At 37.7% G+C, this 23,857-nt stretch carries 28 protein-coding genes; 17 read left to right on the top strand and 11 right to left on the bottom strand.

What is annotated here, in order from left to right; all coding sequences use genetic code 11:
• Positions 1–31 precede the first annotated feature (31 nt).
• Together ABC255_RS23620 and ABC255_RS23615 are read right to left on the bottom strand one after the other, a co-directional pair.
• Positions 32–901 (bottom strand): SDR family oxidoreductase, encoded by an 870-nt coding sequence (locus ABC255_RS23620; protein WP_412997329.1) that lies wholly within the window; start codon positions 899–901, stop codon positions 32–34.
• 117 nt (positions 902–1,018) lie between these two features.
• Positions 1,019–1,510 carry a YajQ family cyclic di-GMP-binding protein gene (locus ABC255_RS23615; RefSeq protein WP_335532311.1) on the bottom strand — a complete coding sequence of 164 codons (492 nt, stop codon included), beginning with the start codon at positions 1,508–1,510 and terminating at the stop codon, positions 1,019–1,021.
• A 145-nt stretch (positions 1,511–1,655) separates the two neighbouring features.
• Between ABC255_RS23615 and ABC255_RS23610 the strand changes: the two genes are divergently transcribed.
• Together ABC255_RS23610 and ABC255_RS23605 are read left to right on the top strand one after the other, a co-directional pair.
• A complete protein-coding gene (locus ABC255_RS23610) occupies positions 1,656–2,519 on the top strand; it encodes a CvfB family protein (RefSeq protein ID WP_412997327.1) in 864 nt (287 codons plus the stop codon).
• A 69-nt stretch (positions 2,520–2,588) separates the two neighbouring features.
• Positions 2,589–2,720, top strand: a complete 132-nt coding sequence (locus tag ABC255_RS23605; protein ID WP_081810752.1) for a DUF3941 domain-containing protein — start codon at positions 2,589–2,591, stop codon at positions 2,718–2,720.
• Between the two features lie 176 nt (positions 2,721–2,896).
• On the opposite strand, the gene ABC255_RS23600 is transcribed toward ABC255_RS23605, so the two are convergent.
• On the bottom strand, positions 2,897–3,754 hold the full coding sequence (locus tag ABC255_RS23600; RefSeq protein WP_412997325.1) for a DegV family protein: 858 nt from the start codon (positions 3,752–3,754) through the stop codon (positions 2,897–2,899).
• Positions 3,755–3,858: 104 nt separating this feature from the next.
• Between ABC255_RS23600 and ABC255_RS23595 the strand changes: the two genes are divergently transcribed.
• Positions 3,859–4,710 carry a YitT family protein gene (locus tag ABC255_RS23595; protein WP_412997323.1) on the top strand — a complete coding sequence of 284 codons (852 nt, stop codon included), beginning with the start codon at positions 3,859–3,861 and terminating at the stop codon, positions 4,708–4,710.
• 13 nt (positions 4,711–4,723) lie between these two features.
• Positions 4,724–5,176, top strand: a complete 453-nt coding sequence (locus ABC255_RS23590) for a BsuPI-related putative proteinase inhibitor (protein ID WP_412997321.1) — start codon at positions 4,724–4,726, stop codon at positions 5,174–5,176.
• Positions 5,177–5,218: 42 nt separating this feature from the next.
• Here the strand turns inward: ABC255_RS23590 and ABC255_RS23585 are convergent, their stop codons facing one another.
• The 3 genes from ABC255_RS23585 to ABC255_RS23575 all read right to left on the bottom strand — a co-directional run bounded on the left by ABC255_RS23585 (position 5,219) and on the right by ABC255_RS23575 (position 6,486).
• Positions 5,219–5,404 (bottom strand): DUF3813 domain-containing protein, encoded by a 186-nt coding sequence (locus tag ABC255_RS23585; protein ID WP_412997320.1) that lies wholly within the window; start codon positions 5,402–5,404, stop codon positions 5,219–5,221.
• Between the two features lie 2 nt (positions 5,405–5,406).
• Positions 5,407–5,559, bottom strand: a complete 153-nt coding sequence (locus ABC255_RS23580; RefSeq protein WP_179597737.1) for a hypothetical protein — start codon at positions 5,557–5,559, stop codon at positions 5,407–5,409.
• A 114-nt stretch (positions 5,560–5,673) separates the two neighbouring features.
• Positions 5,674–6,486 (bottom strand): Cof-type HAD-IIB family hydrolase, encoded by an 813-nt coding sequence (locus ABC255_RS23575; RefSeq protein WP_412997317.1) that lies wholly within the window; start codon positions 6,484–6,486, stop codon positions 5,674–5,676.
• Positions 6,487–6,703: 217 nt separating this feature from the next.
• On the opposite strand from ABC255_RS23575, the gene ABC255_RS23570 reads away from it, so the two are divergent.
• The 3 genes from ABC255_RS23570 to ABC255_RS23560 all read left to right on the top strand — a co-directional run bounded on the left by ABC255_RS23570 (position 6,704) and on the right by ABC255_RS23560 (position 9,099).
• Positions 6,704–7,477: an alpha/beta fold hydrolase gene (locus ABC255_RS23570; RefSeq protein ID WP_412997315.1), complete on the top strand. Its 774-nt coding sequence runs from the start codon at positions 6,704–6,706 to the stop codon at positions 7,475–7,477.
• An 18-nt stretch (positions 7,478–7,495) separates the two neighbouring features.
• Positions 7,496–7,804 carry a metal-sulfur cluster assembly factor gene (locus ABC255_RS23565; protein ID WP_412997313.1) on the top strand — a complete coding sequence of 103 codons (309 nt, stop codon included), beginning with the start codon at positions 7,496–7,498 and terminating at the stop codon, positions 7,802–7,804.
• A gap of 170 nt (positions 7,805–7,974) precedes the next feature.
• The gene (locus ABC255_RS23560) at positions 7,975–9,099 is read left to right on the top strand and encodes a TIGR04053 family radical SAM/SPASM domain-containing protein (RefSeq protein ID WP_412997312.1); all 1,125 of its coding nucleotides are present in this window, start codon (positions 7,975–7,977) and stop codon (positions 9,097–9,099) included.
• A 63-nt stretch (positions 9,100–9,162) separates the two neighbouring features.
• Here the strand turns inward: ABC255_RS23560 and ABC255_RS23555 are convergent, their stop codons facing one another.
• On the bottom strand, positions 9,163–9,861 hold the full coding sequence (locus ABC255_RS23555) for a Crp/Fnr family transcriptional regulator (RefSeq protein WP_412997310.1): 699 nt from the start codon (positions 9,859–9,861) through the stop codon (positions 9,163–9,165).
• 254 nt (positions 9,862–10,115) lie between these two features.
• Here ABC255_RS23555 and moaA point away from each other — a divergent pair, with 254 nt between their 5' ends.
• The gene (moaA, locus tag ABC255_RS23550) at positions 10,116–11,132 is read left to right on the top strand and encodes a GTP 3',8-cyclase MoaA (RefSeq protein WP_412997308.1); all 1,017 of its coding nucleotides are present in this window, start codon (positions 10,116–10,118) and stop codon (positions 11,130–11,132) included.
• Positions 11,133–11,519: 387 nt separating this feature from the next.
• Here moaA and ric read toward each other — a convergent pair whose 3' ends face one another.
• A complete protein-coding gene (gene ric, locus ABC255_RS23545) occupies positions 11,520–12,218 on the bottom strand; it encodes an iron-sulfur cluster repair di-iron protein (RefSeq protein WP_412997306.1) in 699 nt (232 codons plus the stop codon).
• A gap of 215 nt (positions 12,219–12,433) precedes the next feature.
• Between ric and ABC255_RS23540 the strand changes: the two genes are divergently transcribed.
• Positions 12,434–13,699 (top strand): molybdopterin molybdotransferase MoeA, encoded by a 1,266-nt coding sequence (locus tag ABC255_RS23540; protein ID WP_412997304.1) that lies wholly within the window; start codon positions 12,434–12,436, stop codon positions 13,697–13,699.
• The gene (gene mobB, locus ABC255_RS23535; protein WP_412997302.1) at positions 13,687–14,235 is read left to right on the top strand and encodes a molybdopterin-guanine dinucleotide biosynthesis protein B; all 549 of its coding nucleotides are present in this window, start codon (positions 13,687–13,689) and stop codon (positions 14,233–14,235) included. Before ABC255_RS23540 ends, mobB begins: the two co-directional genes overlap by 13 nt.
• A gap of 132 nt (positions 14,236–14,367) precedes the next feature.
• On the opposite strand, the gene ABC255_RS23530 is transcribed toward mobB, so the two are convergent.
• Complete coding sequence (locus ABC255_RS23530) at positions 14,368–15,060, bottom strand: Crp/Fnr family transcriptional regulator (RefSeq protein ID WP_412997300.1); 693 nt, start codon at positions 15,058–15,060, stop codon at positions 14,368–14,370.
• A 259-nt stretch (positions 15,061–15,319) separates the two neighbouring features.
• Here ABC255_RS23530 and ABC255_RS23525 point away from each other — a divergent pair, with 259 nt between their 5' ends.
• Both ABC255_RS23525 and clpB read left to right on the top strand, forming a co-directional pair.
• Positions 15,320–15,499, top strand: coding sequence for a YjzC family protein (locus ABC255_RS23525; protein ID WP_335532280.1), 180 nt, complete (start codon positions 15,320–15,322; stop codon positions 15,497–15,499).
• Between the two features lie 106 nt (positions 15,500–15,605).
• Positions 15,606–18,200 carry an ATP-dependent chaperone ClpB gene (gene clpB / locus ABC255_RS23520; protein WP_412997298.1) on the top strand — a complete coding sequence of 865 codons (2,595 nt, stop codon included), beginning with the start codon at positions 15,606–15,608 and terminating at the stop codon, positions 18,198–18,200.
• 51 nt (positions 18,201–18,251) lie between these two features.
• Here clpB and ABC255_RS23515 read toward each other — a convergent pair whose 3' ends face one another.
• Positions 18,252–18,437, bottom strand: coding sequence for a YjzD family protein (locus ABC255_RS23515; protein WP_412997296.1), 186 nt, complete (start codon positions 18,435–18,437; stop codon positions 18,252–18,254).
• 207 nt (positions 18,438–18,644) lie between these two features.
• On the opposite strand from ABC255_RS23515, the gene ABC255_RS23510 reads away from it, so the two are divergent.
• Together ABC255_RS23510 and ABC255_RS23505 are read left to right on the top strand one after the other, a co-directional pair.
• Positions 18,645–19,367: a lipase family protein gene (locus ABC255_RS23510; RefSeq protein WP_412997294.1), complete on the top strand. Its 723-nt coding sequence runs from the start codon at positions 18,645–18,647 to the stop codon at positions 19,365–19,367.
• Between the two features lie 83 nt (positions 19,368–19,450).
• On the top strand, positions 19,451–20,269 hold the full coding sequence (locus tag ABC255_RS23505; RefSeq protein WP_412997292.1) for a hypothetical protein: 819 nt from the start codon (positions 19,451–19,453) through the stop codon (positions 20,267–20,269).
• 21 nt (positions 20,270–20,290) lie between these two features.
• Here the strand turns inward: ABC255_RS23505 and ABC255_RS23500 are convergent, their stop codons facing one another.
• Positions 20,291–20,518 (bottom strand): hypothetical protein, encoded by a 228-nt coding sequence (locus ABC255_RS23500; protein ID WP_412997290.1) that lies wholly within the window; start codon positions 20,516–20,518, stop codon positions 20,291–20,293.
• Positions 20,519–20,699: 181 nt separating this feature from the next.
• Here ABC255_RS23500 and ABC255_RS23495 point away from each other — a divergent pair, with 181 nt between their 5' ends.
• From ABC255_RS23495 to ABC255_RS23485, 3 genes are all read left to right on the top strand, one after another.
• Positions 20,700–21,632: a beta-ketoacyl-ACP synthase III gene (locus ABC255_RS23495; protein ID WP_335532270.1), complete on the top strand. Its 933-nt coding sequence runs from the start codon at positions 20,700–20,702 to the stop codon at positions 21,630–21,632.
• A 49-nt stretch (positions 21,633–21,681) separates the two neighbouring features.
• Positions 21,682–22,923 (top strand): beta-ketoacyl-ACP synthase II, encoded by a 1,242-nt coding sequence (gene fabF, locus ABC255_RS23490; protein WP_412997288.1) that lies wholly within the window; start codon positions 21,682–21,684, stop codon positions 22,921–22,923.
• A gap of 114 nt (positions 22,924–23,037) precedes the next feature.
• Complete coding sequence (locus tag ABC255_RS23485) at positions 23,038–23,847, top strand: DUF2268 domain-containing putative Zn-dependent protease (RefSeq protein WP_412997286.1); 810 nt, start codon at positions 23,038–23,040, stop codon at positions 23,845–23,847.
• Positions 23,848–23,857 lie beyond the last annotated feature (10 nt).

Below are 23,857 nucleotides of genomic sequence, written 5' to 3'. Positions count from 1 at the left end.
AAACGAAGTATCGCGTTTTCATGTTTAGGGGCTATCCATTAATTATTTCTCCGCCATTGACATGGAGGATTTGTCCGCTTACATAAGAAGAATCATTAGAAGCGAGGTATACATAGCTTGGACCAAGTTCAAATGGTTGACCCGCTCGGCCCATAGGTGTAGTAGAGCCAAAGCTTGCCACTTGGTCTTCATTAAAGGTTGAAGGAATAAGCGGCGTCCAAATGGGACCCGGTGCGACGCCATTTACCCTTATACCTTGAGGTGCCAGCGATTTTGCCAGAGAACGTGTAAAGGTCACTATGGCACCTTTTGTAGCAGAGTAATCTAATAATTGCTCATTGCCGGCATACGCAGTAACAGATGCTGTGTTGATAATTGTTGCACCTTGTTTCATGTGTGGCAGGACCATTTTAGACATATAAAAGTAAGAGAAAATATTTGTTCGAAACGTTTTTTCAAGCTGTGCTGATGTAATATCTAACAGACTTTTTTGTGGGTGCTGTTCTGCAGCATTGTTTACTAAAACATCAATCTTTCCGAATTGATCAACAGTTTTATTAACAGTATCCTTACAAAATTCTTCATTGCCTACGTCACCGGAAAAAAGAAGACATCTGCGTCCTTCTGCTTCAACGAGCCCTTTAGTTTCTTCTGCGTCTTGATGCTCGTCCAAATAAACAATGACTACATCAGCACCTTCTTTAGCAAAATAAATTGCAACAGATTTGCCAATGCCGCTATCCCCGCCGGTAATAATAGCTGTTTTTCCTGCTAATTTACCAGCACTTTTATAGTTTTGACCAACTGAAACCGGACGTGGATTCATTTCACTCTCGATACCAGGCTGGCGATTTTGATGCTGTGGTGGAAAAGTCTTTTTTTGTTGTTGGTTATTGGACATTCATTTTACCTCCAAGTTTATTTACCATGTTAGTTTGAGGAAAATGAACGAAAATATTAGAAAAGAGCCGTAAAAAAGGTGAAAGGAAATTTTTCCTTTCACCTTATAAATGCAATATTAACGATAGTTAATAAATTGAACATCGACACTAAGGTCAGCATCGCGAACCAGCGAAATAATTTTTTGTAAATCATCACGGTTTTTACCGCTAACTCTGACTTGATCGTCTTGAATTTGGCTTTTTACCTTTAGACCGCTATTTTTAATAATCGTGTTAATTTTCTTAGCATTTTCTTTATCGATGCCTTGAACAAGCTTTGCTCGTTGGCGAACAGTCCCGCCAGACGCTTTTTCCATTTTTCCATAATCGAGATTCTTAACAGGAACACCTCTTTTGATTAACCTGCCAAGCAAGACATCTTTTAGTTGGTCCATCTTAAATTCATCATCTGAAACTAGAACAAGCTCTTCTTTATCCAGGGTAACTTCGCTTTTGCTGCCCTTAAAATCATAACGGGTTTTGATTTCCTTCATTGTTGCGGTAATTGCATTTGTGACTTCAGTAAATTCTACTTTGGATACAATATCAAAAGATTCATCTTTGGCCATATTAATAATACCTCCAGTATATTTTTAATAAAGGTATTTAGTATTCAACGCACTGCTAAAGTTTCCCTTTATGGCTACATTATAGTAAAATATAGCAGTTCAAACAACCCTATGGAAAACGATAGGAAAGAAAAGGTGAGTTAACATGTCTCTACAAGAACTAATAGGTCAAACCGTTACCTTAACGGTAGCTCGAAAAGCAGAATTTGGCTATTTTTTAACTGATGGAAATGATGATGTTTTGTTGCATATAAATGAGGCGGACCGAGAATATGAAGTAGATGAATCCGTCGAGGTGTTTCTTTATGTAGATTCCGAAGGCAGAACATCAGCTTCTACAACCATACCTGAAGTAGCAATTGGCAAATATGCTTGGCTTAAAGTGGTAGATTCCAACCCTCATGTTGGGGTATTTTTAGATATTGGGATTAAAAAGGATTTATTATTAGGGATTGATGATCTTCCAGTACATAAGTCCGTTTGGCCTAAGGAAGGTGATATGGTTTATGTTACCTTAAGGGTAAATAACAATTACCTTTTATATGCAAAGCTTGCAACTGACCCGGTCATAGAATCGATTTCAACCAAAGCCACTAGAAAGGATTTTAACAAGAATATCCAGGGACATATCTACCGGACAGCGAAGGTAGGCAGCTGGATCTACACCATAGAGGGCTTTAAAGGATTCATACACGAGACCCAAAGACAAAAAGAGCCGCGTTTAGGACAAGTGGTGGAAGGGCGAATTATTGACGTCAAGGAAGATGGGACTGTAAATGTTTCTTTGCTTGCTAGAAAACAGGAATCACAGGACCTTGAAGCGGAACGGATTTTTGAGTATTTAATGAGTAGAAACGGAGCTATGCCTTTTAATGACAAAAGCATGCCTGAGGATATACAAGAACGTTTCCAGTTAAGTAAGGGTGCTTTTAAGCGGGCACTTGGTAAACTTATGAAAGAAGGCAGGGTTTATCAAGAAGGCAGCTGGACATATCTAAAGAAAGATTAACTTTTTTCTACATACTCTTTTTTAAAATGACAACAATAATGTTGAAAGCATTTTGAAGGGGGTATGATTATGCCGCATACATCAGATAATGATAAAAAAGCTCAAGATAATAATGCACTTAGACACGAAAAAAACATGATGCGTGAGAAGAATCGTCAAGCAGGTAAAAATCAGTATTCTAAGAAAACAGACCACAAATAAGAAAAGCGGAAGCGCCCGTTCAGCGGCGTATGGACTGGAGCTCTTTGACTGAGATAAAGGAAACACGGAGAGCGTAGCGAGCCGATGTTGACTTATCGTAGGGAAAAGGGCGAAGTCCACTAGCCGCTGGGTGCTGGAGCTAGCCATAAAAAAAAGCGGGACTTTCCCGCCTTTTTTTATGGCAATTTATTTAGAAAGAATATGGCAATTGTTCCTGGTCCGGTATGTGCGCCGACTGTTGAACCAATTGAGGTAATTAAGACTTCTTTGGGATGCAGTTCTTCCTCGATCAATGCTTTTACTTCTAACACAGTATCTTCGGTATCCGCATGACTAATCCCCACTACTTGGTTATCAAAGTTTTCACCGCGTTCATTCATCAGTTCAATAATACGTTTATAGACTTTCTTTTTTCCTCGTATTTTTTCAATTGGAACGAGTTTCCCATCCTCTACATTCAAAATAGGTTTAATGTTTAGTAATCCACCTAAAAAGGCTGAGGCTTTGGATACCCGACCGCCTTTAGCAAGATAGTCTAAGTCCTCAACAGTAAATAAATGCTCCATATGCTGACTTCGAAATAACACATCTTTAAGTATATCTTCCTTTGAGACGTTTTCTGCAGCAAGCCTTGCCGCTTCTTTTACGACTAGTCCAAAGCCAAGTGAGGCACACTTAGTATCAACGATGGTTAAATTAAAATTTGGATATTTTTCCTTCACTTGGTTAAAAATCATAACAGATGTCTGATATGTACCAGATAATTCAGAAGAGAACGCAATATATATTCCATCTTCATTATTTTCAGCCATTTTAGTAAAGACTTCCTCAAATAATAAAGGAGAAACTTGAGACGTTTTTGGAACATCACCTGCGCGTATGGCGTCATACACAGTTTTTGGATCAATTGTTTTAACATCCTCAAATTCTTGTCCGTTAACCTGAACCTTTAATGGAAATAATGTGACGTTATGTTCAGAATAAAATTCTTTTGGTAAATCGCATGCGCTGTCAGCTAGTATTTTTACCGGCATGAAGCTCACCTGCTTTCAAACTAATATAGTTAATTTCAGTTTATCGGTTTCACCCCAAAAATACAATTATCTGCTAAGAGATAGTACCCTAAAATTTGAAGGAGATGGTGCTTTTGTTATGGCAACAAACCAAAAAAATAATCATTGTTATGGTAGGTGCATTTCTAAATGCCCTCGCAATAAATTTATTTTTAATTCCGGCAAATGTTTATTCTAGCGGTTTTACTGGAGTAGCACAATTATTATCAAAAGTATTAAGTGAACAAACGCCATTAAATATTTCAATGGGATTCTTTTTGCTGTTGCTAAATATTCCAGTAGCGATCCTAGGTTGGTTGAAGGTAGGAAGGTCATTCACCATTTATAGTTTTTTAAGTGTGGCTTTATCATCACTTTTTTTAGAATTAATTCCAATTACACAAGTGTCAAAAGACATTCTCCTTAATTCAGTATTTGGGGGCGTAATATTAGCCGTGGGTGTCGGAATTACCCTGAAATGGGGGGCTTCAACAGGCGGAGTAGATATTATTGCGATGGTTTTATCGAGGATGAAGGATAAACCGATTGGCAGCTATATGTTTATTATGAATGCGGTGATTATCATTACCGCCGGATTTTTATATGGATGGGAAAAAGCTCTTTATACCATTGTATCTTTGTATGCTTCGACAAGGGTGGTAGACGCAATCCATACTAGGCATGCAAAGCTAACTGCGATGATTATTACTAAAAAAGCTGATGAACTTAAGAAGGCGATTCATTCACAGTTAGTTAGAGGAATTACAATGATTCCTGCAAAAGGTGCTTTTTCAAATGAATCTCGAGACATGCTAATGATTGTTATAACCCGTTATGAGTTGTATGATTTGGAACGAATCCTTGCAGAGGTTGATCCAAATGCATTTACAAATATAATCCAAACAACTGGAATTTATGGGTTTTTTAGGCGAGAATAGGAGGGAGTTAAAGGTGAGAATTGTTTTAAGTTTGATTTTGTTTCTTTTTCCCTTTAGTTTAAGAGGAGAGGCAAGTTTTGGTGAGCAATTTCAGTTTACAGTGTCTCCTAATTTAGGAAATGAGAGAGTGGAATTTGAACTTCGTATTAAGAATAATGAGGAAACTCCACTGTATTTTGAGTTTCCTACCTCACAATATTATGAGATTATTGTGAGTGACCAAACTGGGCAGGAAGTATATCGATATTCAAAAGGACGCTCCTTCTTACAGGCATTGCAAACCATTCGTATTGACCCTCATCAAACCTACCGTAAAGTGGAAAATTGGGATTACAAAGTAAATGGAGTAAGAGTTCCGGCTGGGCAATATACGGTTACTGCCACTCTTTTACCAAGAAAACTAAATGACAAACCGTTAAGCAACAAACAAACCATAGTCAGCAAAAAGAAATTTACTCTTCCGTAAAAGAAAAGCTGGCACGTATCTGTAACGTGCCAGCTTTTCCCATTATTTAAGTTGTTCAAGCTCATTTTGCATTTCTTGGAGCTGACTTTGTTCTGCGAAGGTTGAATTTGCATAGGCTGAACTCAATGCATTTTTTGCCTTCGAAATTACAGAATCGCGATCAGCAGGGCCGGCAGATTTTGCCATCTCAACAAATCTTCGTGCTTCTTGGAATAATTGGTTTCCCATCGTTATATTCCTCCAAGCGAGGATTCACGCACATTGGACATTTTCTGGGCTTCCGCTTCAGCGTAGGTCATGTGGTAAGGAATACGTTCATCATGCTTACTGACAGTATCCACTCCTTGCTGGACAAAGCGTTTTGATTTGTTTCGTTTACCCATTACAATCCCTCCAATTTGGTGAGCTTGGTGTGAAGCAGTGATTACTGCCTTACAAAAATAGTATGCTCATATCAGCGTATTTCATTTAGGTAAACAATGGTGAACCGCGATCCATTATTTCAGATTTAACAAGTCTGACAAATAAACCCCGACCCCGTCTTCCTCATTCGTCAAGGTTACTTCGTTTGCAATCGTTTTGACCTTATCAATCGCATTACCCATCGCAATACCGCGGCCTGCATATTCAAGCATTTCTAAATCATTATCTTCATCACCAAAAGCAATGATTCTTTCAGGTGGAATGTTGAAGTATTCTGAAGCCTTTTTTAATCCAACAGCCTTGCTTAAACCTATTTTGATAATTTCAATTACATGCCATGGTGCTGCCCAACTGCGATGATCTATCACCTCAGCGTGTAGGTCTGACAAATGTTGACGGATTTGCTTTAATTCATCTTCCTCCGTATGGATTAACAAACTAGTCGGGGAGTCTTTTAAATAATTTCGCAAATCACCCGTCGTTATATTTGGATTCCCCATACCGAATATATCTAACAATTTTTCGTCATGATAGTGGAAGTAAACATCATCAATAACTTCGGCAATAATATTGTGGAAGTTAAATGAACGGCATGCTTCTACAATATCTTTAGCTACTTTTAAATCCAGAGGATCATGATAAAATCCCCAGCTTGAATCGAGTGGGTGATGCATAAAGGCACCATTAAAATTCACAATGGGAGTGTCAAGCTTAAGTTCGTGGTAATAGGGTTCGCTCGAACGATAGGGTCTTCCTGTTGCAATCATTACCACGTGACCTTGTTCTCGAGCTTTACTTAAAACGCTTTTCGTTTTCTCGGAAATCGTTTTGTCATCTTTTAATAAGGTACCATCTAAGTCCAATGCAATTAAATGTTTTTCTGCCATATTGACTCCTTTTTGAATCGTTTTCTAAACAATAAGTCTAAGCTTTAGATAAATGTTTAATGAAATGATACACTACAATTATGGATTTTCTTTTTTGTTGGAAAGTCATACCATTATAACTACCATGTTAACAATTTTATACCGTACCTGTAAAAAAATTCACTTTATAATGTTTTGCTTTCAGATATAATTATTTTACCCAGGAGGATTTACCTACGTGATTATCGTTGAAAAAAGTTTGTTGAATAAAAATCCCTTCCTACATATTGTAAAGAAAAGCATACAACAAAAGAAACTTCCGCTTATTATTTTTACCCATGGTTTTACGAGTGCTAAGGAGAATAATCTTCACTATGCCTATTTATTAGCGGAAAAGGGATTTCGAGTGATCCTTCCAGAGGCGATCTACCATGGTGAAAGGGAGCAGGGTTTAACGGAAAAAGATTTATACAGTCATTTTTGGGAAATTGTCATCAAGACTATCCATGAATTAAACGATTATAAGGAATACTATGTAGAAGAAGGATTAGCAGCCCCGGAACAAATTGGACTTGCCGGAGTCTCTATGGGTGGTATTGTGACCTTGGGTGCTTTGACTAAATATAAATGGGTCAAAGCTGCAGTTAGCTTAATGGGGATGCCTGCATATGAAGAATATCTGCATTGGCAATTAGCACAAATGAAAAACCTTGGTGTTAACCTTGATTTTGCCGATGAGCAAATTGCAGAGCAAGTATCAGTCTTACGACAATATGATTTGAGTCCGCAGCCAAATATGCTTGAGGATAGACCATTGTTATTTTGGCATGGAAAAAAAGATCCTATTGTACCATATGAGTTAACATATCGTTTTTATCAATCAGTAAAGGAAAACTATATAAAAAAACCAGAAAATATTCACTTCATTACAGATGAGCATGCTGACCATAAGGTAAGCAGAGAAGGATTAAAAGCAACCGTTGAATGGTTTGAAAAACATTTACTGCAATAAATATAAGGAGTGGTTTCGATGAATGAAGAATTAAAAGAAAATATTATGGGTGCATTAGAGCTTGTTATAGACCCTGAGCTAGGTGTTGATATTGTTAATCTAGGTTTAGTTTATGACACGGAAATGGATGATGAAGGAAATGTAACGATTACCATGACATTAACATCAATGGGCTGCCCCCTTGCCGGAACCATTGTTGACCAGGTGAAAAGAGCATTAGCAGATATTCCTGAGGTAAAAGAGGTCGAGGTTAATATCGTGTTTAACCCGCCATGGAACAAGGAAATGATGTCACGTTATGCAAAAATCGCATTAGGAATTCGATAAGAAAAAAGAAAACAGCAGAGACTCTGCTGTTTTTATTTTGAATTCACAATGTAGACATATTATTTAAACAGAATGTGAGGTAGTTCACTTATCCGTAGTGGAATCCCCTATATAATAACAGGTAATAAGGCTGTTTGGTTTTGAAATGGCCGTTTTAGGAGGCGTTTCATATGGCTTTTGGCCGAGATTTTAATAAAGATCCATTTATCGTTATATGGGAACTCACACGAGCATGTCAGCTTGCCTGTTTACACTGTCGTGCAGAAGCTCAATTAAGAAGAGACCCACGTGAACTATCTTTTGAAGAAGGCAAGAACCTAATTGATCAAATATATGAAATGAACAATCCAATGCTGGTCTTTACTGGCGGAGACCCATTAATGAGACAAGATGTTTTTGATATAGCAAAATATGCAGTAGAAAAAGGCGTTAGAGTTTCCATGACTCCAAGTGCGACACCAAATGTTACAAAAGAGGCGATTGAAAAGGCGAAGGAAGTTGGGCTTTCCCGATGGGCATTTAGTATAGATGGACCAACGGCTGCTGTTCACGATCACTTCCGCGGGACTGCAGGTTCTTTTGATCTTACAATGGAGAGAATTAAATATTTGCACGAACTTGAAATTCCAATTCAGATAAATACAGTTATTTCTAGATACAACATCGAATACCTTAATGAAATGGCAAAAATGGTTGAGGATTTAGGATGCGTACTATGGAGTGTCTTTTTCCTTGTTCCAACAGGCCGAGGTCAAGAATCAGATATGATATCACCTGTGGAGCACGAGAAAGTGTTCAGATGGCTATATGACCTTAGTAAAGCTGTTTCCTTCGACATTAAGACTACAGCGGCACAGCATTATCGCCGTGTTGTTATTCAGCAAAAGATGCGTGAGGCAAAAGATCAAACAGATGAAATAAATTATTTAAGTGCCTTAACAGAACAAGGCTTAACAGGCTCAATCGACGGACTTGGACGAGCACCAAAAGGTGTTAATGATGGAAATGGCTTTGTTTTCATCTCACATATTGGAGATGTGTATCCAAGTGGATTATTACCAGTTAAAGCAGGAAATGTCCGTGAAACACCGCTAGCCGAAATTTACCGTGAATCACCAATATTCCAATCACTTAGAAATCCAGATCTTTATAAAGGGAAATGCGGGGTATGTGAATTCCGTCATGTATGCGGCGGCTCAAGATCTAGAGCCTATGCGATGACAGGTGATTATTTGGAAAGTGAACCATTCTGTGTTTATATTCCAAAGGCAATGCGTGAAAAACAAGTGCAATAAAGGCTTAAGAATAAAGCCTCATAAAAAAAGGGAAGCAATCGGATTTGATTGCTTCCCTTATCACTATTCAATATTGCAATATACGGCTGGGCAATTTTCACAGCCGATTTCATCCTTTAAATATTGCAAATTTAGAATGGAGATTTTTCCTTTTTTAATATTGATGATCTTATCTTTTTTTAATTCACTTAGGATTCGGTTCGTGCTTTCTCTCGAAGTCCCGCAAAAGTTTGCCAGTTCCTGGTTAGTTAATGGTAAATCGATTACTATTTCATTCTCTTTATGAATACCATAGCTATTAGACATTCGGATTAGAGTAGAGAAAAGTGCGCCTCGTTTGCCATTTAGAACAAGATCACGAAATTTTGTTTGTGTTTTCCGGAAATGGTCACTCATCCATTTCATAAACTCGAAAGCAAGCTTGCTATTTTGGAAAATCTCACTTTCAATCACATCTTTTTTGATGGCAACGATTTCTCCTTCCTCCAATACTTTAGCACTTAATAAATATCTCGGATTGTCGGTAAAGAGTGTTAATTCTCCACAAATATCATTTTCTCCACATATTCTTAAGGAAAGTTCACGTCCATCGGATGTAATTTTACTGATTTGTACTTTACCAGAAACAATAATATAAAGTTCTTCAGCAATCATTCCTTCTTGAAATAAGTAGGTGCCTCTTTCACTTTTAATTTTCCGATCAGCAAATTTAAGTAGTTCTTTTATTTCTAATGAATGAGTTGGTTTCACTTTAGTTAACATGTATCTCACCTCAAAGTCATATTTTGACTCATCTTCTAATTTTTCTAATTTTGTTAGTCTTATTTTAACTTACGTTTTGACCTTCGCGCTGAGTAAACAATGACAATATAGTGAAAACTCTTCTAATTACACGAAACAGATTAAAAAATTGTAAAAGAAATGTTATGATAGTGAATAAAGTAACAGTATTTTTTATTAATAGTTGGTACACTTGCATTATATTATTTGCTTTTAAAATAATGGAGTTGATATAAATGGAAAAGACCATTATTAAAGATAAATTCGATCGCCCGTTACGTGACTTAAGAATCTCCGTAATCGATCGTTGTAACTTCCGCTGTCAATATTGCATGCCTGCAGATCAATTTGGTGATGATTTTGAATTTTTGCCGAAAAGTGCGCTGCTGACATATGAGGAAATTGATAGAGTAGCAAAAGCTTTTGTAAGTGTCGGTGTGGAGAAAATCCGTCTAACTGGTGGGGAACCACTGCTGCGAAGAGACCTTCCGATTTTGGTGAAAAAGCTATCAGAAATTGATGGTTTAAAAGACATAGCACTGACGACAAACGGAGTCCTTCTTCCTAAACTGGCTGATAAATTAAAAGAGGCAGGGCTAAAAAGAGTAAACATAAGTCTCGATACGTTAAATGATGAGCTGTTCGGGACAATAAATGGACGTGGTGTCGGCACTAAGCCGGTGTTAGATGGGATTGAAGCGGCCAAGAATGCTGGTCTCAGAGTTAAAATCAATATGGTTGTTAAAAAAGGTCTGAATGATTCAGAAGTCATCCCAATGGCAGATTTTTGCTTAAAAAATGGATTAGAGCTCCGTTTTATTGAGTATATGGATGTAGGTTCATCTAATGGCTGGAAAATGGATGATGTGATTACAAAAAAACAAATTTACAACATGCTTAAAGAGCACTATCAATTAGAGTCTCTTGACCCGGCTTATTTTGGTGAGGTAGCAAAATTATATAATTATTCCAACACTGACGTAAATGTAGGCTTTATTTCCTCTGTCTCAGAATCTTTCTGCAGCAGCTGCACGCGCTCGCGACTTTCTGCAAATGGACAAATTTTCACCTGTTTGTTTAATGGAAATGGTCATGATATCCGAAACTTTATGAGAAACGGTGCTACAGATGAAGAGCTGCGAAACCGAATAACAGACATTTGGAATGGTCGAAATGACAGATATTCAGATGAAAGAACAGAAGAGACAGCGAAAAATCGCAAGAAAATTGAAATGTCCTATATCGGCGGCTAGACCTCTCTTACTATTTGAGAGGTTTTTTTAGTAGAAAGGCTGTGTTAAAGGATACTGTTGATTTAAGAACCTGTTGATTGGAGCGTAAGGCGCTTGACTCCTCGAAAATGCTATCGCATTTTCTTCGTGTGTGGGCAGATTCGAGGATGTAAATCAAAGTCCTGCGGGATGAACGAGCTGAGTGAGACCCCGCAGGTGCGAAGCTGTAAGGAGGCTCACGGGCGAGCCCGCGGAAAGCATAGCGCCTCGTGACAGGCAAAGACCGCCTGTCCCTGCGATGATTATTCCAAGAAGCATTCCTTTGTGAAGCGCAAATCAACAGCCTAGTTTAACACAGCTAATAGAAAAAGAGGCTGTGAAATATACAGCCTCTTTGACTTACCCTTATTAAAAATATCTAGGGAATAGGATATTATTTTCTAAATGCACATGCATAAAAGTTAATCCTTCAAGATCTTCTAGCCGCTTATATACTAAACGGTATGTTCCGCACGCGTCTAAAGGAAGAGTGTAATCAGAAGTTACGGACCGAATCTGTCTCAAGATTTCACCTGCATGATCATGTTCTTTTTCAAGCTCAACAATCATGTTAATCGCTTCTTCACGATTTTCTACTGTTCCATCAGCAAGTTGTTTAATTAACGGAAAGACAACGGCTTCCTCTTTAGCCATATGCTCCATTAGTTCTTTTTTGAATTCATAAAATAATTCATGAACCTTTAAAAGCTCTGGATGACTGTCACCGTGCACACGGGAAACCTTGGTAACATATGGGCTAAGCAGTGATAATTCTTCTTCAGAAGTACGGTGATAATGGTTGATAACATGATCAATAATCGTAGTTGAATCTGATTTCGTCCAAACTTCTAAATCTGTTTGGGCAGAATTATTTTTTTCAAATATTACTCTAAGTTCCTCCATTATTGCTTCTTCATTTATTCCATTTGCGGCAATGGCTTCGGATAGTGGAATATTGCCTCCACAACAAAAGTCGATTCTAAATTTCTTGAACACATCACTCGTTTTTGGCAGTTCATTTACGATATCTCTAACCAATGTATTTGTAGAAAAAGGGAAAGTAATCATAATTTCCTCCTAATGTTTTGTTCGTTTCTAGATTAAGAATAAGGCATTCCCCGAAAAAAATGGGTGACCTGAATCACACAATGGCTATGATTTTATAATTTTTTGTCTTATGTTGTGACGTTTGCTATATTTGTGACTATTCGTTAGGCTTATAATGATATATGAATAAACGATTCTTATTTAATTTGATATGTTTCCTGCAGGAGTTGATGGAGTTGTTAGAGAGAAGAAAACCGATCCCGATTGGGGATGCAGTTAAAAGAATAATGGAATACGAGTTAGATGGAAAAACTGAATATGTATCAATCGATGAAAGTTATGGCCGATTTTTATCAGAAGACTTAATGGCTACGAGCGATGTCCCTCATTTTGATCGAGCACCTTATGACGGTTTCGCGGTCCGGTCTATAGACACTAAGGAAGCTTCATTACAAAATCCAATAGAATTTAAAGTGGTTGACCATCTTGGCGCAGGAATGACGTCTTCTAAAATCATTAGAGAATACGAAGCAGTTCGTATTATGACAGGTGCGATGATGCCAGAGGGAACAGACGCAGTGGTCATGTTTGAAGTGGCAAAAGCGTATGAGAAAAATGGGATGCCTTATATGTCAATAAAAAGAAGCTTTAAAAAGGGTGACAATGTCTCCTATCGAGGCGAAGACGCCAAAAAGGGTGAAGTCCTGGTAAAAAAGGGTTCATTGATCAACCCAGGGATTCAAGCGATGCTGGCTACCTTTGGATATCACCAAGTTCCTGTTGCTAAAAAACCAATTATTGGATTGTTTGCTACTGGAACCGAATTGCTGGAAGTGGATGAAGAATTAGTACCTGGTAAAATTAGAAATAGTAATTCACATATGATTTCGGCACAAATACAGAGAACAGGAGCTATTGTACACTATTATGGTAAGCTTCCTGATGTTTTTGAAACATGTTTTACTGCAGTGAAAACTGCTTTAGATAAAGTAGATATACTCATTACAACGGGTGGCGTTTCTGTGGGTGATTTTGATTATTTGCCTGCTATTTATGAAAAGTTAGGTGCAGAGGTTTTATTTAATAAAGTTGCAATGAGACCTGGAAGTGTTACGACAGTTGCTGAACTCCAAGGGAAATTGTTATTTGGTTTATCTGGTAATCCATCGGCATGCTATGTTGGTTTTGAGTTGTTTACTAGGCCAATCATTCGTAAAATGCTGTTTTCCACAACACCACACCTGCGAAAGGAAAAAGCTATCCTCGAGGTTGATTTTCCAAAAGCTAACCCATTCACAAGATTTGTCCGCAGCGCTTTTTCGATAAAAGAAGGGAAATTATGTGCAACACCCAGCGGTTTGGACAAATCAAATATTATTATGAGTCTTTCTGGAGCAAATTCCCTGATGATTCTTCCTGGAGGAACAAGAAGCTTTAAAGCAGGTGATGAGGTTGATATTTTATTGCTTGAAGACCAAGCAGGAAGTGTATGGCCTTGGTAAAGCCAATAATTTATCAAATCGTAGGATACCAAAATAGCGGTAAAACCACTATCATTTTGAAAATTATTGAAATCCTAAAAAATGAAGGTATTAAAAGTGCTACAATCAAGCATCATGGACACGGAGGCCGACCAGATATTCTTTCCCAAAAGGACTCGGCTAAGCACATAAACGCAGGAGCAGTTGCTTCATTAGTTGAAGGAGATGGCAGAATATGCCTGCAAGCTGATGAAACTGCTTTAACACTTGAAGAACAAATTAGATTTGTGGAGTTTTTTCGCCCGGATATTATCTTAATTGAGGGTCATAAAATGAAATCTTATCCCAAATTACTCATACTCAGAGATGAAAACGATCTTTCCCTCATTTCAGATGTATCTAACATTAAGAACGTCATCGTTTGGCATAAAGATTTGACAAATGCGCTTAGGGAAAAGTTGGCGGTCCCAGTGTTTCATATAACGGAAGAAAAGTCCCTGATGAAGATATCAAAAGATTTGATAAAACTTGTTCATAATATTGATGAAAAAAGTTAATAAATTTGTCAAAAACGTTACTTTTATCACAGTCGAAGATACATATATGCGCTAAAATACAAATTGGGGATTATATGTTTGTTAATATAGGTTAGAGGTATTAAAAAAATCGGTCAAAAGTGACCGATTTTTTTAGTCTATTTTGCAGATTTCTGGAGAACAGTCCTCACAATCAATCTCATTTTTTAGATAATCTAGGTCATGAATCGTAATAGAGCCTTTATCAATGGAGATTATTCCTGCTTTTCTTAAATCACTTAACAGTCGGTTAACTACCTCACGTGATGTACCGCAGAAATTAGCTAGTTCTTGATTTGTTAACGGTAATTCAATGAGAATGCCTTGGTTTGTTTTTATACCGTAGCTATTAGTAATTCGAATGAGGGTAGAATATAATGCACCTTTTTTACCATGAAGAACCAAGTCTCGAAATCTGGTTTGGGTTTTTCGATACTGCTGGCTCATCCATTTCATGAATTCAAGTGACAGTTCATGGTTCTTTGCAAGCTTCTCCTCTAGCACATCCTTCATAATAACTGCTACTTCGCCGCTTTCAGCAACGCGGGCACTTAATAAATATCTAGGTGCAGGAGCAAATAGATCAAGTTCCCCAATAAAGTCTCCTTTTGAGCACATTCTTAGGGTTAGTTCCCGACCGTCTGGAATAATTTTGCTAATTTGAATGATTCCACTTTGGACAATATATAATTCATTTGCAGAAGAACCTTCCTGAAACAGAAAAGAGCCTTTTTCAATCTTCTTCATATGGTGAACCGTATCAAACAGTTGTGTTAATTTTACTTGTATTTCCTTTATTGACTGCATAAGAATAACCACCTTAAAGGGGCGAAATAAATCGCTAATTTGCTTTCCTAAATAAATGACAGTCAAGGTTTCATTTACTAGATAATACTATAATTATATTGTTAACAACGCTTATATATCAATAATTGTGGCATAAGTTCATACAATCGTCAAAATATATTCTCATCATTGAAAGGTTGTTTTATTTCATAATAATTCCTTTAATGTCTCAAGATTAAATGGAAATAATAAAATTGTAAAGGAAAAGGAGGGACAGAAAATGGGCCAAAGTCATCAGTTTAAATCTGGACAAAGAGCACCAAATAATGGTGTATATATAGAAATCGGTGATACAGAGTCAAATGTTAATAATCCAAAAAAGATAAAGCTAAAAGCCGGAGACAGGTTTCCTGAAACCTCAAATGACGAACGTGTTTGGACTTACCAGCGTAAACCTTAAATCATCGAAAAAGTCATCCCCTAGGATGGCTTTTATTTTATATTTCATTACATATTCGTATATAATATAATCAAATAGGTCAAATATGGTCAAAGGGGTGAAAGAGATGGATTTAAATCAAATGACAGAGCGGCTGCAAAAGGGTATTTTAGATGCTCAGTCTTTAGCAATAAAAAGCTTTCATCAAGAGGTAGATGAACCCCATTTATTCTTAATACTACTTCGTCAAGAGAACAGTTTATTAAAAGCAATCTTAGAGAAGGCAGAAATCCGAACAGAAAGCGTGGAAAGAGCATTGCAAACTGTCCTTGATAAAAAACCACAAGTGACAGGAAGTGGTGCTGAGAAAGGGAAGTTATACATTACATCCAAGCTTCAACGACTATTTGTTAGTGCCGATGATTTTGCCGCCAAGTTTACTGATGACTTTATTTCAATTGAACATATATTATTAGCTGCTTGCTATGCAAAAGAATCGGAAATGCAGAAAATAGTAAGTTCAAATGGAAAAACTCCGGAGTATATCTTAGCAGCAATAAAGGAAATAAGGGGGAACCAAAGAGTGACATCACAAAATCCAGAAGCTGTTTACGATGCGCTTAATAAATATGGAAGAGACCTTGTAGCCGAAGTGAAAGCAGGTAAACTAGATCCGGTTATCGGAAGGGATGCGGAAATCCGTCATGTCATAAGAATTCTTTCTAGAAAGACTAAAAATAATCCAGTATTAATTGGTGAACCGGGAGTAGGGAAAACGGCAATTGTGGAGGGGCTGGCCCAGCGGATTGTTAGGAAGGATGTTCCAGAGGGGTTAAAAGATAAAACGATTTTTTCGTTAGATATGAGTGCATTGATTGCAGGGGCGAAGTTCAGAGGTGAATTTGAAGAAAGATTAAAAGCGGTATTGAATGAAGTGAAAAAAAGTGAAGGGCGGATTCTGTTATTTATTGATGAACTTCACACGATTGTTGGGGCAGGAAAAACCGATGGGGCTATGGATGCTGGGAATATGTTAAAACCGATGCTCGCTCGTGGAGAGCTGCACTGTATTGGCGCTACAACCCTCGATGAACATCGTAAATATATTGAAAAGGATCCTGCACTTGAACGAAGATTTCAGCAGGTACTTGTTCAAGAGCCTAATGTTGAGGACACAATTTCCATATTGCGTGGTTTAAAGGAGAGATTTGAGGTTCACCATGGGGTAAAAATCCATGATCATGCTCTTGTGGCTGCAGCAACATTATCTGACCGGTATATCACTGATCGCTTCCTGCCAGACAAGGCAATCGATTTAGTGGATGAAGCATGTGCCCTTATTCGAACTGAAATTGATTCAATGCCAACAGAACTTGATGAAGTAACCCGCAGAGTAATGCAGTTGGAAATTGAAGAAGCTGCATTGAGAAAGGAACAGGATGAGGCGAGTAAAAAAAGGCTTGAATCTCTTTTAAAGGAGCTCGCTGAATTAAAAGACCAAGCAAACAGTATGAAAGCTCAGTGGCTTCATGAAAAACAAGGAATCCAAAAATTGCAGGAGAAAAGGGAACAACTTGAGAAACTTCGAAGAGAATTACAGCAGGCAGAAGATAAATATGATTTAAACCGAGCCGCAGAGCTTCGCCATGGTCAGATTCCATTGGCCGAAAAAGAATTAAAAGAGCTTGAATCACAAACAGCGAAAAATGAACGGTTACTTCGAGAGGAAGTTACAGGAGAAGAGATATCAAATATTGTCTCAAGGTGGACAGGTATTCCACTTTCTAAGCTGGTTGAAGGTGAAAGAGAGAAACTTCTGAGATTAGAAGCACTATTGCATGAACGAGTAATCGGGCAAAATGAAGCAGTACAATTAGTTGCTGATGCGGTATTAAGGGCACGTGCCGGGATCAAGGATCCAAACAGACCGATAGGGTCATTCCTATTTTTAGGACCAACAGGTGTAGGAAAGACAGAACTGGCTAAAGCACTTGCTGAGGCATTGTTTGATAGTGAAGAGCAAATGATTCGAATCGATATGTCGGAATATATGGAGAAACATGCCGTTTCAAGGTTAATTGGTGCACCGCCAGGCTATGTAGGCTATGAAGAAGGCGGGCAGCTAACAGAAGCAGTTAGAAGAAGACCGTATTCCGTTATCCTGATGGATGAAATTGAAAAAGCCCATCCAGAGGTTTTTAATATCCTCCTGCAGGCACTTGATGACGGCAGAATTACAGATTCACAAGGACGAATAGTGGATTTTAAAAATACAGTCATTATTATGACCTCCAATATTGGTTCTCATTTCTTATTGGAACGAAATGAAAATGAAATTGAAATCTCTGATACAACGAGGGATAAGGTTCTAGGACAACTAAGGAGTCATTTCCGACCAGAATTTTTAAATCGAATAGATGAAACCATCCTGTTTAAACCATTATCATTAACAGAAATAAAAGATATTGTAGTAAAAATGATGAAGGAACTTCAAAGCAGGCTGAAGGAACAAGATATTGAAGTAACTATTACGGACAGTGCGAAAGAGTTCATCGCAGTAAATGGCTTCGACCCAATTTATGGTGCAAGACCATTAAAAAGGTTTATCCAACGTAATATCGAGACAAAACTAGCTAGGGCGATTATCGCTGGAAATGTTCACGACCACTCTGTCATTAGCGTTTTAACTGATAATGGAGAATTAACCATTTCTGTTGAGTAACGAAACCAAAAAAGGTCATCCAGTTTAATGGATGACCTTTCTTCACATTATTTAGTGTTTTTCAACAGGATCATTAGGAAGTACTGCCGTTGCAATAACAATCAAAATGAAAACGCCCACAGAAACAATTGCACCAGACTGGAAGCTGAAAACTCCGCCTTCTGTCATCGAACTAACTACATATGAAAGCATTTGCACTAAAACAAACACCCAAAAAAAAGTCCAAAAGTATCGCACTATCTTTCACCTCTACCCTATTATCATCTCTAATAATATTACCATATGCTATTGAAATAATAAAAGCAAAAATTCAAAACACTAGTCCCACCTACTAAGATTAACAATAAAAACTGGTTTATGATTGTCCAATAGGCTATATCCCCTTTCATCTTATGTGAAATTACATACTATATTTTGAGGAAATATGTAAAAGGAGATTTAGCGATGGAGAACCGGAATTTTCAGATGGATACCCAGTGGAATATCATCCATTACCCTGAAAAGCCCACAGGTTTTGGAATTTTAATAATTGGAGATGAAAGGCACTTTGTTGATGAAAGCAAATGCTTTTGGACTCAGAATGAAGGTAAACTGTCCATTATCAACCAGTTAAAAGAATCAGGATATACTATTTTTTCCTCAAATTTGTATGGGCGAAACTGGGGAAGTGACCATGCTGTAGAGCTTGCGCAAAGGCTTTATCAGCAAGTAATAAGAAGTGAAATTCTTAATAGTAAAATTCATCTAATAGCTGAGGGCATGGGGGCTCTAGTGGCTGTTAGATTAATGGAGAAAATGCAGGGGCAATTAAGGTCAGTCGTATTATTAAATCCCATTCTTTCTCTAAAAAAACATATCGAACTTGAAAAAGAACACAAGTTTTTCTATAAAAAGCTAATGAGAGAAATAACAGCTGCCCATAAGATGGACCAAGTCACTCTTGAGCAAGAACTTCAAGGTATGGACGGTGAAATTAAATTAAACGTAGATATTCCAATTAAAATTATCCATGTAATGTCCAGTGGCAAATCTTATAATCAATCAAAACAGCTGCAAAAATTACTGGCTAATACGGATATTAGCCCAACATATATTGTTCCTGAAAAAAAGCAACAGCTTGGAAATATGATGAATAAGTTTTTCAATCAGTTTGAAAAGGTGCTATAACACCATCCTCCCTTAAGATAGAAATAATTTTTCTAGAAGCCGCATAGGATTCATTAATGAAGCTTAGGGAGGAAGGAATAGTAATGGACAAGGTCGTAATGGTTGGAGTATTTGACTTTGTGAATTTTCATGTATGCAAAGCATTACTTGATAAAGGGATTGAGGTCAGAGGAGTACAAATTGAATCAGAAGAAAATGAGGATATTGTCAGAGAGAAACGATTAGAGATTGGTCGAAATGCTAACTTTACTGAAGTTTCATTAGGGGAAATTACAAAATATAAAAACGAAAACGAGACGATTGTACTCTCTGTTTACGACCTTTATATGCGATATAAGGAAGAATACCTACTAAACGAAGATATGTTATTCAATTTAATAAGAAAGATCCAATGGGAACAAATTGTTATTTTAGTTCCAAGCCAATTGTTAAATGAGGTAATTGATTCAAAGCCTGAAGTAATTATTGAAGATTTCATAAAAAGGACCCATGTTCATAATAAAAATATTCATTTACTCTATTTACCAACAATATATGGACCCTGGCAGCCTGATACCTTTATGTTTCAATCCTCTATTTTAACGGAAATGAATAGAGGAAAACCATTTAGAGGACTACGGGAGGAGACTGGCGACGCCCTGTTTGTTCAGGATACTGCCCAATTAATAATAGAAATTATTGAAAACCAAGAGCCTGGAAGATACCTGATCCAAAGCGGGAAGAGCAATCAATGGGAGAAATGTGCAGCATTCCTTCAAATAAACGAACATGGATTGAACCGCAATTTACAAATAAGGGAAGAGGGTTTAACTAAAATAATCGTTAAAAGCACAGTTCCAATATCTGTTGGTTTGACTATGCAAATAGAACATGCGTATCGAATATATAGTGAAAAAAAGTAAAAAAGCTGCCATTTTGGCAGCTTATTTTTTCTTTAAAAAACCTTCTACAAAGGGATAAACCATTTGTAGTAATGGTTTTAGACTCTGGGAAGAATCCCTTAATTTGTTTATGTTGTCTAATATTGATTCAATATCAAGTGAGGATGGATTCGACGGAGTTTGATTATGATGTTTACTGCCTATACTCTCTCTTCTTTCTCCAAACATCATTCTTGTAAAGTGATCATCCTGATGTCTTTCTTTTCCCATCTTTCTGCTCCCTCCTTATAGTATGATTCTCCTTTAAATTATGAAGTTTATGAACAAATGGTATGGACATAAGCAGGGGATCCTTGATTTAAATGTTGCTTAATTATACTTTTATTTGATAAAATTAGTACCAAGTCATAATAATTGATAATAAATTTTATTTATATAAGGGGATGATTCCTTGAACGCTGGAATTGTTGGAATTGGAAGGTATTTGCCAGAAAAGATTGTTACTAATGCAGATTTAGAAAAAATAATGGATACATCAGATGAATGGATTCGTACACGCACTGGGATTGAAGAACGCCGTATTGCAGATGATAACACTAATACTTCTGATATGGGGTTTGAAGCGGCTCAAAAAGCGATCCAAAATGCAGGTATCACTCCTGAGGATATTGATTTAATCTTGGTTGCAACCGTAACGCCAGATCAGCCATTTCCTTCCGTGGCGTGCATGCTTCAAGAACGGTTAGGTGCTAAAAAAGCTGCTGCGATGGACGTTAGTGCAGCCTGTGCAGGTTTTATGTACGGTATTATTACCGGAAAGCAGTTTGTTGAATCAGGAGCTTATAAGCATGTTCTAGTAGTGGGGGTTGAAAAACTTTCAAGGATAACCGACTGGAATGACCGAAACACGGCAGTACTATTTGGAGACGGTGCTGGTGCTGTTATTGTTGGAGAGGTTTCTGAAGGTAGAGGAATTCTTTCGTTTGAACTTGGTGCAGATGGCACTGGTTCTAAGCATCTATATCAAGATGAGTATATTATCATGAATGGACGAGAAGTCTTTAAGTTTGCTGTGCGCCAGATGGGTGAAAGCTGTATTAACGTTCTCGAAAAAGCAGGGCTGACAAAAGAGGATGTAGATTTTCTTATCCCTCATCAAGCAAATATCCGTATTATGGAGGCTTCTAGACAAAGGCTCGAGCTTCCGGTAGAAAAAATGTCAAAGACTGTTCATAAATACGGGAATACTTCTGCTGCTTCTATTCCAATCTCTATTGTTGAGGAAATAGAGGCTGGAAGAATTAAAGACGATGACCTTATTGTTATGGTCGGTTTTGGCGGCGGTTTAACGTGGGGCGCTATTGCGATTAGATGGGGTAAATAAAGGGAATTAGTGAAATATACAATGAAGTGTATTAAAGGAGATGTCATATATGGATAAACGCAGGGTTGTGGTTACAGGTTTAGGAGCGGTTACCCCGCTTGGATTAGATGTGGAAACAACATGGAAAGGGATTATTGAAGGAAAGTCTGGGATTGGCCCTTTAACAAGAGTGAATGCAGAAGAGTATCCTGCAAAAGTTGCTGCACAGATTAATGACTTTAATCCTGAATCCATTATGGACCGAAAAGATGCAAGAAAAATGGACCGTTTTACTCAGTATGCGGTTGCAGCAGCTCTGATGGCTGTAGAAGATGCAAAACTAACCATTACTGACGAGATTGCCCATCGTGTCGGGGTGTGGATTGGTTCCGGTATAGGCGGAATGGAAACTTTTGAAGATCAATATGAAATCTTTCAAAAAAGAGGTTACAAGAGAGTGAGTCCATTCTTTGTACCAATGCTGATTCCCGATATGGCAACTGGTCAAGTCTCGATTAGACTAGGTGCAAAAGGTTTTAATTCTTGTACCGTAACGGCATGTGCAACAGGAACGAATTCAATTGGTGACGCCTTTAAAGTTATTCAGCGTGGCGATGCTGACGCTATGATTACAGGGGGAGCAGAAGCGCCGATTACAAAAATGTCGGTTGCTGGATTCTGTGCGAATACAGCTCTATCGACAAATCCAGATCCTGCGAGTGCGAGCAGACCATTTGATAAAAATCGTGATGGATTTGTTATTGGTGAAGGTGCTGGCATCATTGTTCTTGAAGAATTAGAACATGCATTAGCACGTGGTGCAAAAATATATGCTGAGATCGTTGGCTATGGTGCTACGGGAGACGCGTATCATATAACAGCACCAGCCCCTGGTGGTGAAGGTGGCGCGCGTGCGATGAAAATGGCTATTAACGACGCTGGACTAAATATAGAGGAAATCGATTATATTAATGCCCATGGAACGAGTACTGAGTATAACGATAAATTTGAGACGCTTGCAGTGAAAGAAGTTTTTGGGGTACATGCATACAATCTGGCAATCAGTTCAACAAAATCAATGACTGGCCATCTTCTTGGAGCAGCTGGTGGAGTTGAGGCAATCTTTACGGTACTTGCGATGAAAGACAGCATTCTCCCTCCAACCATTAATTATGTAACGGCAGACCCAGAATGTGATTTAGATTATGTACCAAACAAGGCACGTCAAAAAGAAATTAAAGCAGCAATGAGTAACTCTCTAGGCTTTGGAGGCCACAATGCAACAATCGTCTTCAAAAAATATGAAAAATAGGCAGCCTGACCAGGAAAATACCTGGTCAGCTTTTTTTATCTATAGGACAACCAACCCGAACCACTTTTCAACTCATTCATAATATGTAAAAAATGATATGGTTGGAGTGAGGAAATGGGCATCATTCGAACAGATAAGTGGCTGGAGGAGGAGTTTGACCGTCCAATAAAAATATGCGAAAAACTGCTCCCTGTTTTTAAGGGGCAAAGTGCTTCAAAAGTCTATAATCAATTAACTGATTTCGGGATGTACAGAGCCTCTCGGAGGACCGAGGAAATTTTGAATTGGATGAAGGAAAACATGGTTTGGGAAGAAGTGGAAGGTGTTTTTCATGAATATAAAAGGAAATGGGGAGGACCAGATATACCAATCTACCTGTTTCCAATTGGACAAAATAGAAGCCTTTTTTTTAGACAAGAAGATAAAATAAAGGGTGGGGTTTCCTATCCAGATAAAATGTTTTTGTTTCTTTCCGACAGAATAACTTCACAAGAGTTAGAGGCTCTATTTGTACATGAATACCACCACATTTGCAGGTTAAATAAACAAACTAAAAGATTTAGTGATTATACATTACTGGATTCAATTATTATTGAAGGGCTCGCAGAATACTCTGTTTTAGTTCATTGTGGGAGAAACTATTTAGCCGATTGGTGTACGATGTATTCAGGAGCAGAACTAGATGAATATTGGGAAAAATTTTTACAAGGAAACCTAGACGTAAAAAAGAGTGAACGGAAACATGATGACCTGTTGTATGGAGCAGGAAGGATCCCAAAATTACTTGGATACGCTGCGGGATTTAAAATTGTTGAAGATTATTATCGCCATAATCTTTATGCTACAAAACTATCCTTTACACTTCCTGCAAAGAAATATTTAATAACTGAACATACCAATACTAAAAAGGGCCGAAGAAAGTAGGCTTTTTTTT

It is taken from the genome of Neobacillus canaveralius (assembly GCF_047237705.1).
Lineage (GTDB): Bacteria > Bacillota > Bacilli > Bacillales > Cytobacillaceae > Neobacillus > Neobacillus niacini_K.
The sequence above is the reverse complement of the archived record's forward strand: the minus strand, read 5'-3'. Positions and strand labels throughout refer to the sequence as shown.

What these genes read in the sequence shown, in the direction of transcription:
- ABC255_RS23620 (WP_412997329.1), bottom strand. Translation starts at nt 901, where the DNA reads ATGTCCAATAACCAACAACAAAAAAAGACTTTTCCACCACAGCATCAA.
- ABC255_RS23615 (WP_335532311.1), bottom strand. Translation starts at nt 1,510, where the DNA reads ATGGCCAAAGATGAATCTTTTGATATTGTATCCAAAGTAGAATTTACT.
- ABC255_RS23610 (WP_412997327.1), top strand. Translation starts at nt 1,656, where the DNA reads ATGTCTCTACAAGAACTAATAGGTCAAACCGTTACCTTAACGGTAGCT.
- ABC255_RS23605 (WP_081810752.1), top strand. Translation starts at nt 2,589, where the DNA reads ATGCCGCATACATCAGATAATGATAAAAAAGCTCAAGATAATAATGCA.
- ABC255_RS23600 (WP_412997325.1), bottom strand. Translation starts at nt 3,754, where the DNA reads ATGCCGGTAAAAATACTAGCTGACAGCGCATGCGATTTACCAAAAGAA.
- ABC255_RS23595 (WP_412997323.1), top strand. Translation starts at nt 3,859, where the DNA reads ATGGTGCTTTTGTTATGGCAACAAACCAAAAAAATAATCATTGTTATG.
- ABC255_RS23585 (WP_412997320.1), bottom strand. Translation starts at nt 5,404, where the DNA reads ATGGGAAACCAATTATTCCAAGAAGCACGAAGATTTGTTGAGATGGCA.
- ABC255_RS23580 (WP_179597737.1), bottom strand. Translation starts at nt 5,559, where the DNA reads ATGGGTAAACGAAACAAATCAAAACGCTTTGTCCAGCAAGGAGTGGAT.
- ABC255_RS23575 (WP_412997317.1), bottom strand. Translation starts at nt 6,486, where the DNA reads ATGGCAGAAAAACATTTAATTGCATTGGACTTAGATGGTACCTTATTA.
- ABC255_RS23565 (WP_412997313.1), top strand. Translation starts at nt 7,496, where the DNA reads ATGAATGAAGAATTAAAAGAAAATATTATGGGTGCATTAGAGCTTGTT.
- ABC255_RS23560 (WP_412997312.1), top strand. Translation starts at nt 7,975, where the DNA reads ATGGCTTTTGGCCGAGATTTTAATAAAGATCCATTTATCGTTATATGG.
- ABC255_RS23555 (WP_412997310.1), bottom strand. Translation starts at nt 9,861, where the DNA reads ATGTTAACTAAAGTGAAACCAACTCATTCATTAGAAATAAAAGAACTA.
- moaA (WP_412997308.1), top strand. Translation starts at nt 10,116, where the DNA reads ATGGAAAAGACCATTATTAAAGATAAATTCGATCGCCCGTTACGTGAC.
- ric (WP_412997306.1), bottom strand. Translation starts at nt 12,218, where the DNA reads ATGATTACTTTCCCTTTTTCTACAAATACATTGGTTAGAGATATCGTA.
- mobB (WP_412997302.1), top strand. Translation starts at nt 13,687, where the DNA reads ATGGCCTTGGTAAAGCCAATAATTTATCAAATCGTAGGATACCAAAAT.
- ABC255_RS23530 (WP_412997300.1), bottom strand. Translation starts at nt 15,060, where the DNA reads ATGCAGTCAATAAAGGAAATACAAGTAAAATTAACACAACTGTTTGAT.
- ABC255_RS23525 (WP_335532280.1), top strand. Translation starts at nt 15,320, where the DNA reads ATGGGCCAAAGTCATCAGTTTAAATCTGGACAAAGAGCACCAAATAAT.
- clpB (WP_412997298.1), top strand. Translation starts at nt 15,606, where the DNA reads ATGGATTTAAATCAAATGACAGAGCGGCTGCAAAAGGGTATTTTAGAT.
- ABC255_RS23510 (WP_412997294.1), top strand. Translation starts at nt 18,645, where the DNA reads ATGGAGAACCGGAATTTTCAGATGGATACCCAGTGGAATATCATCCAT.
- ABC255_RS23505 (WP_412997292.1), top strand. Translation starts at nt 19,451, where the DNA reads ATGGACAAGGTCGTAATGGTTGGAGTATTTGACTTTGTGAATTTTCAT.
- ABC255_RS23500 (WP_412997290.1), bottom strand. Translation starts at nt 20,518, where the DNA reads ATGGGAAAAGAAAGACATCAGGATGATCACTTTACAAGAATGATGTTT.
- fabF (WP_412997288.1), top strand. Translation starts at nt 21,682, where the DNA reads ATGGATAAACGCAGGGTTGTGGTTACAGGTTTAGGAGCGGTTACCCCG.
- ABC255_RS23485 (WP_412997286.1), top strand. Translation starts at nt 23,038, where the DNA reads ATGGGCATCATTCGAACAGATAAGTGGCTGGAGGAGGAGTTTGACCGT.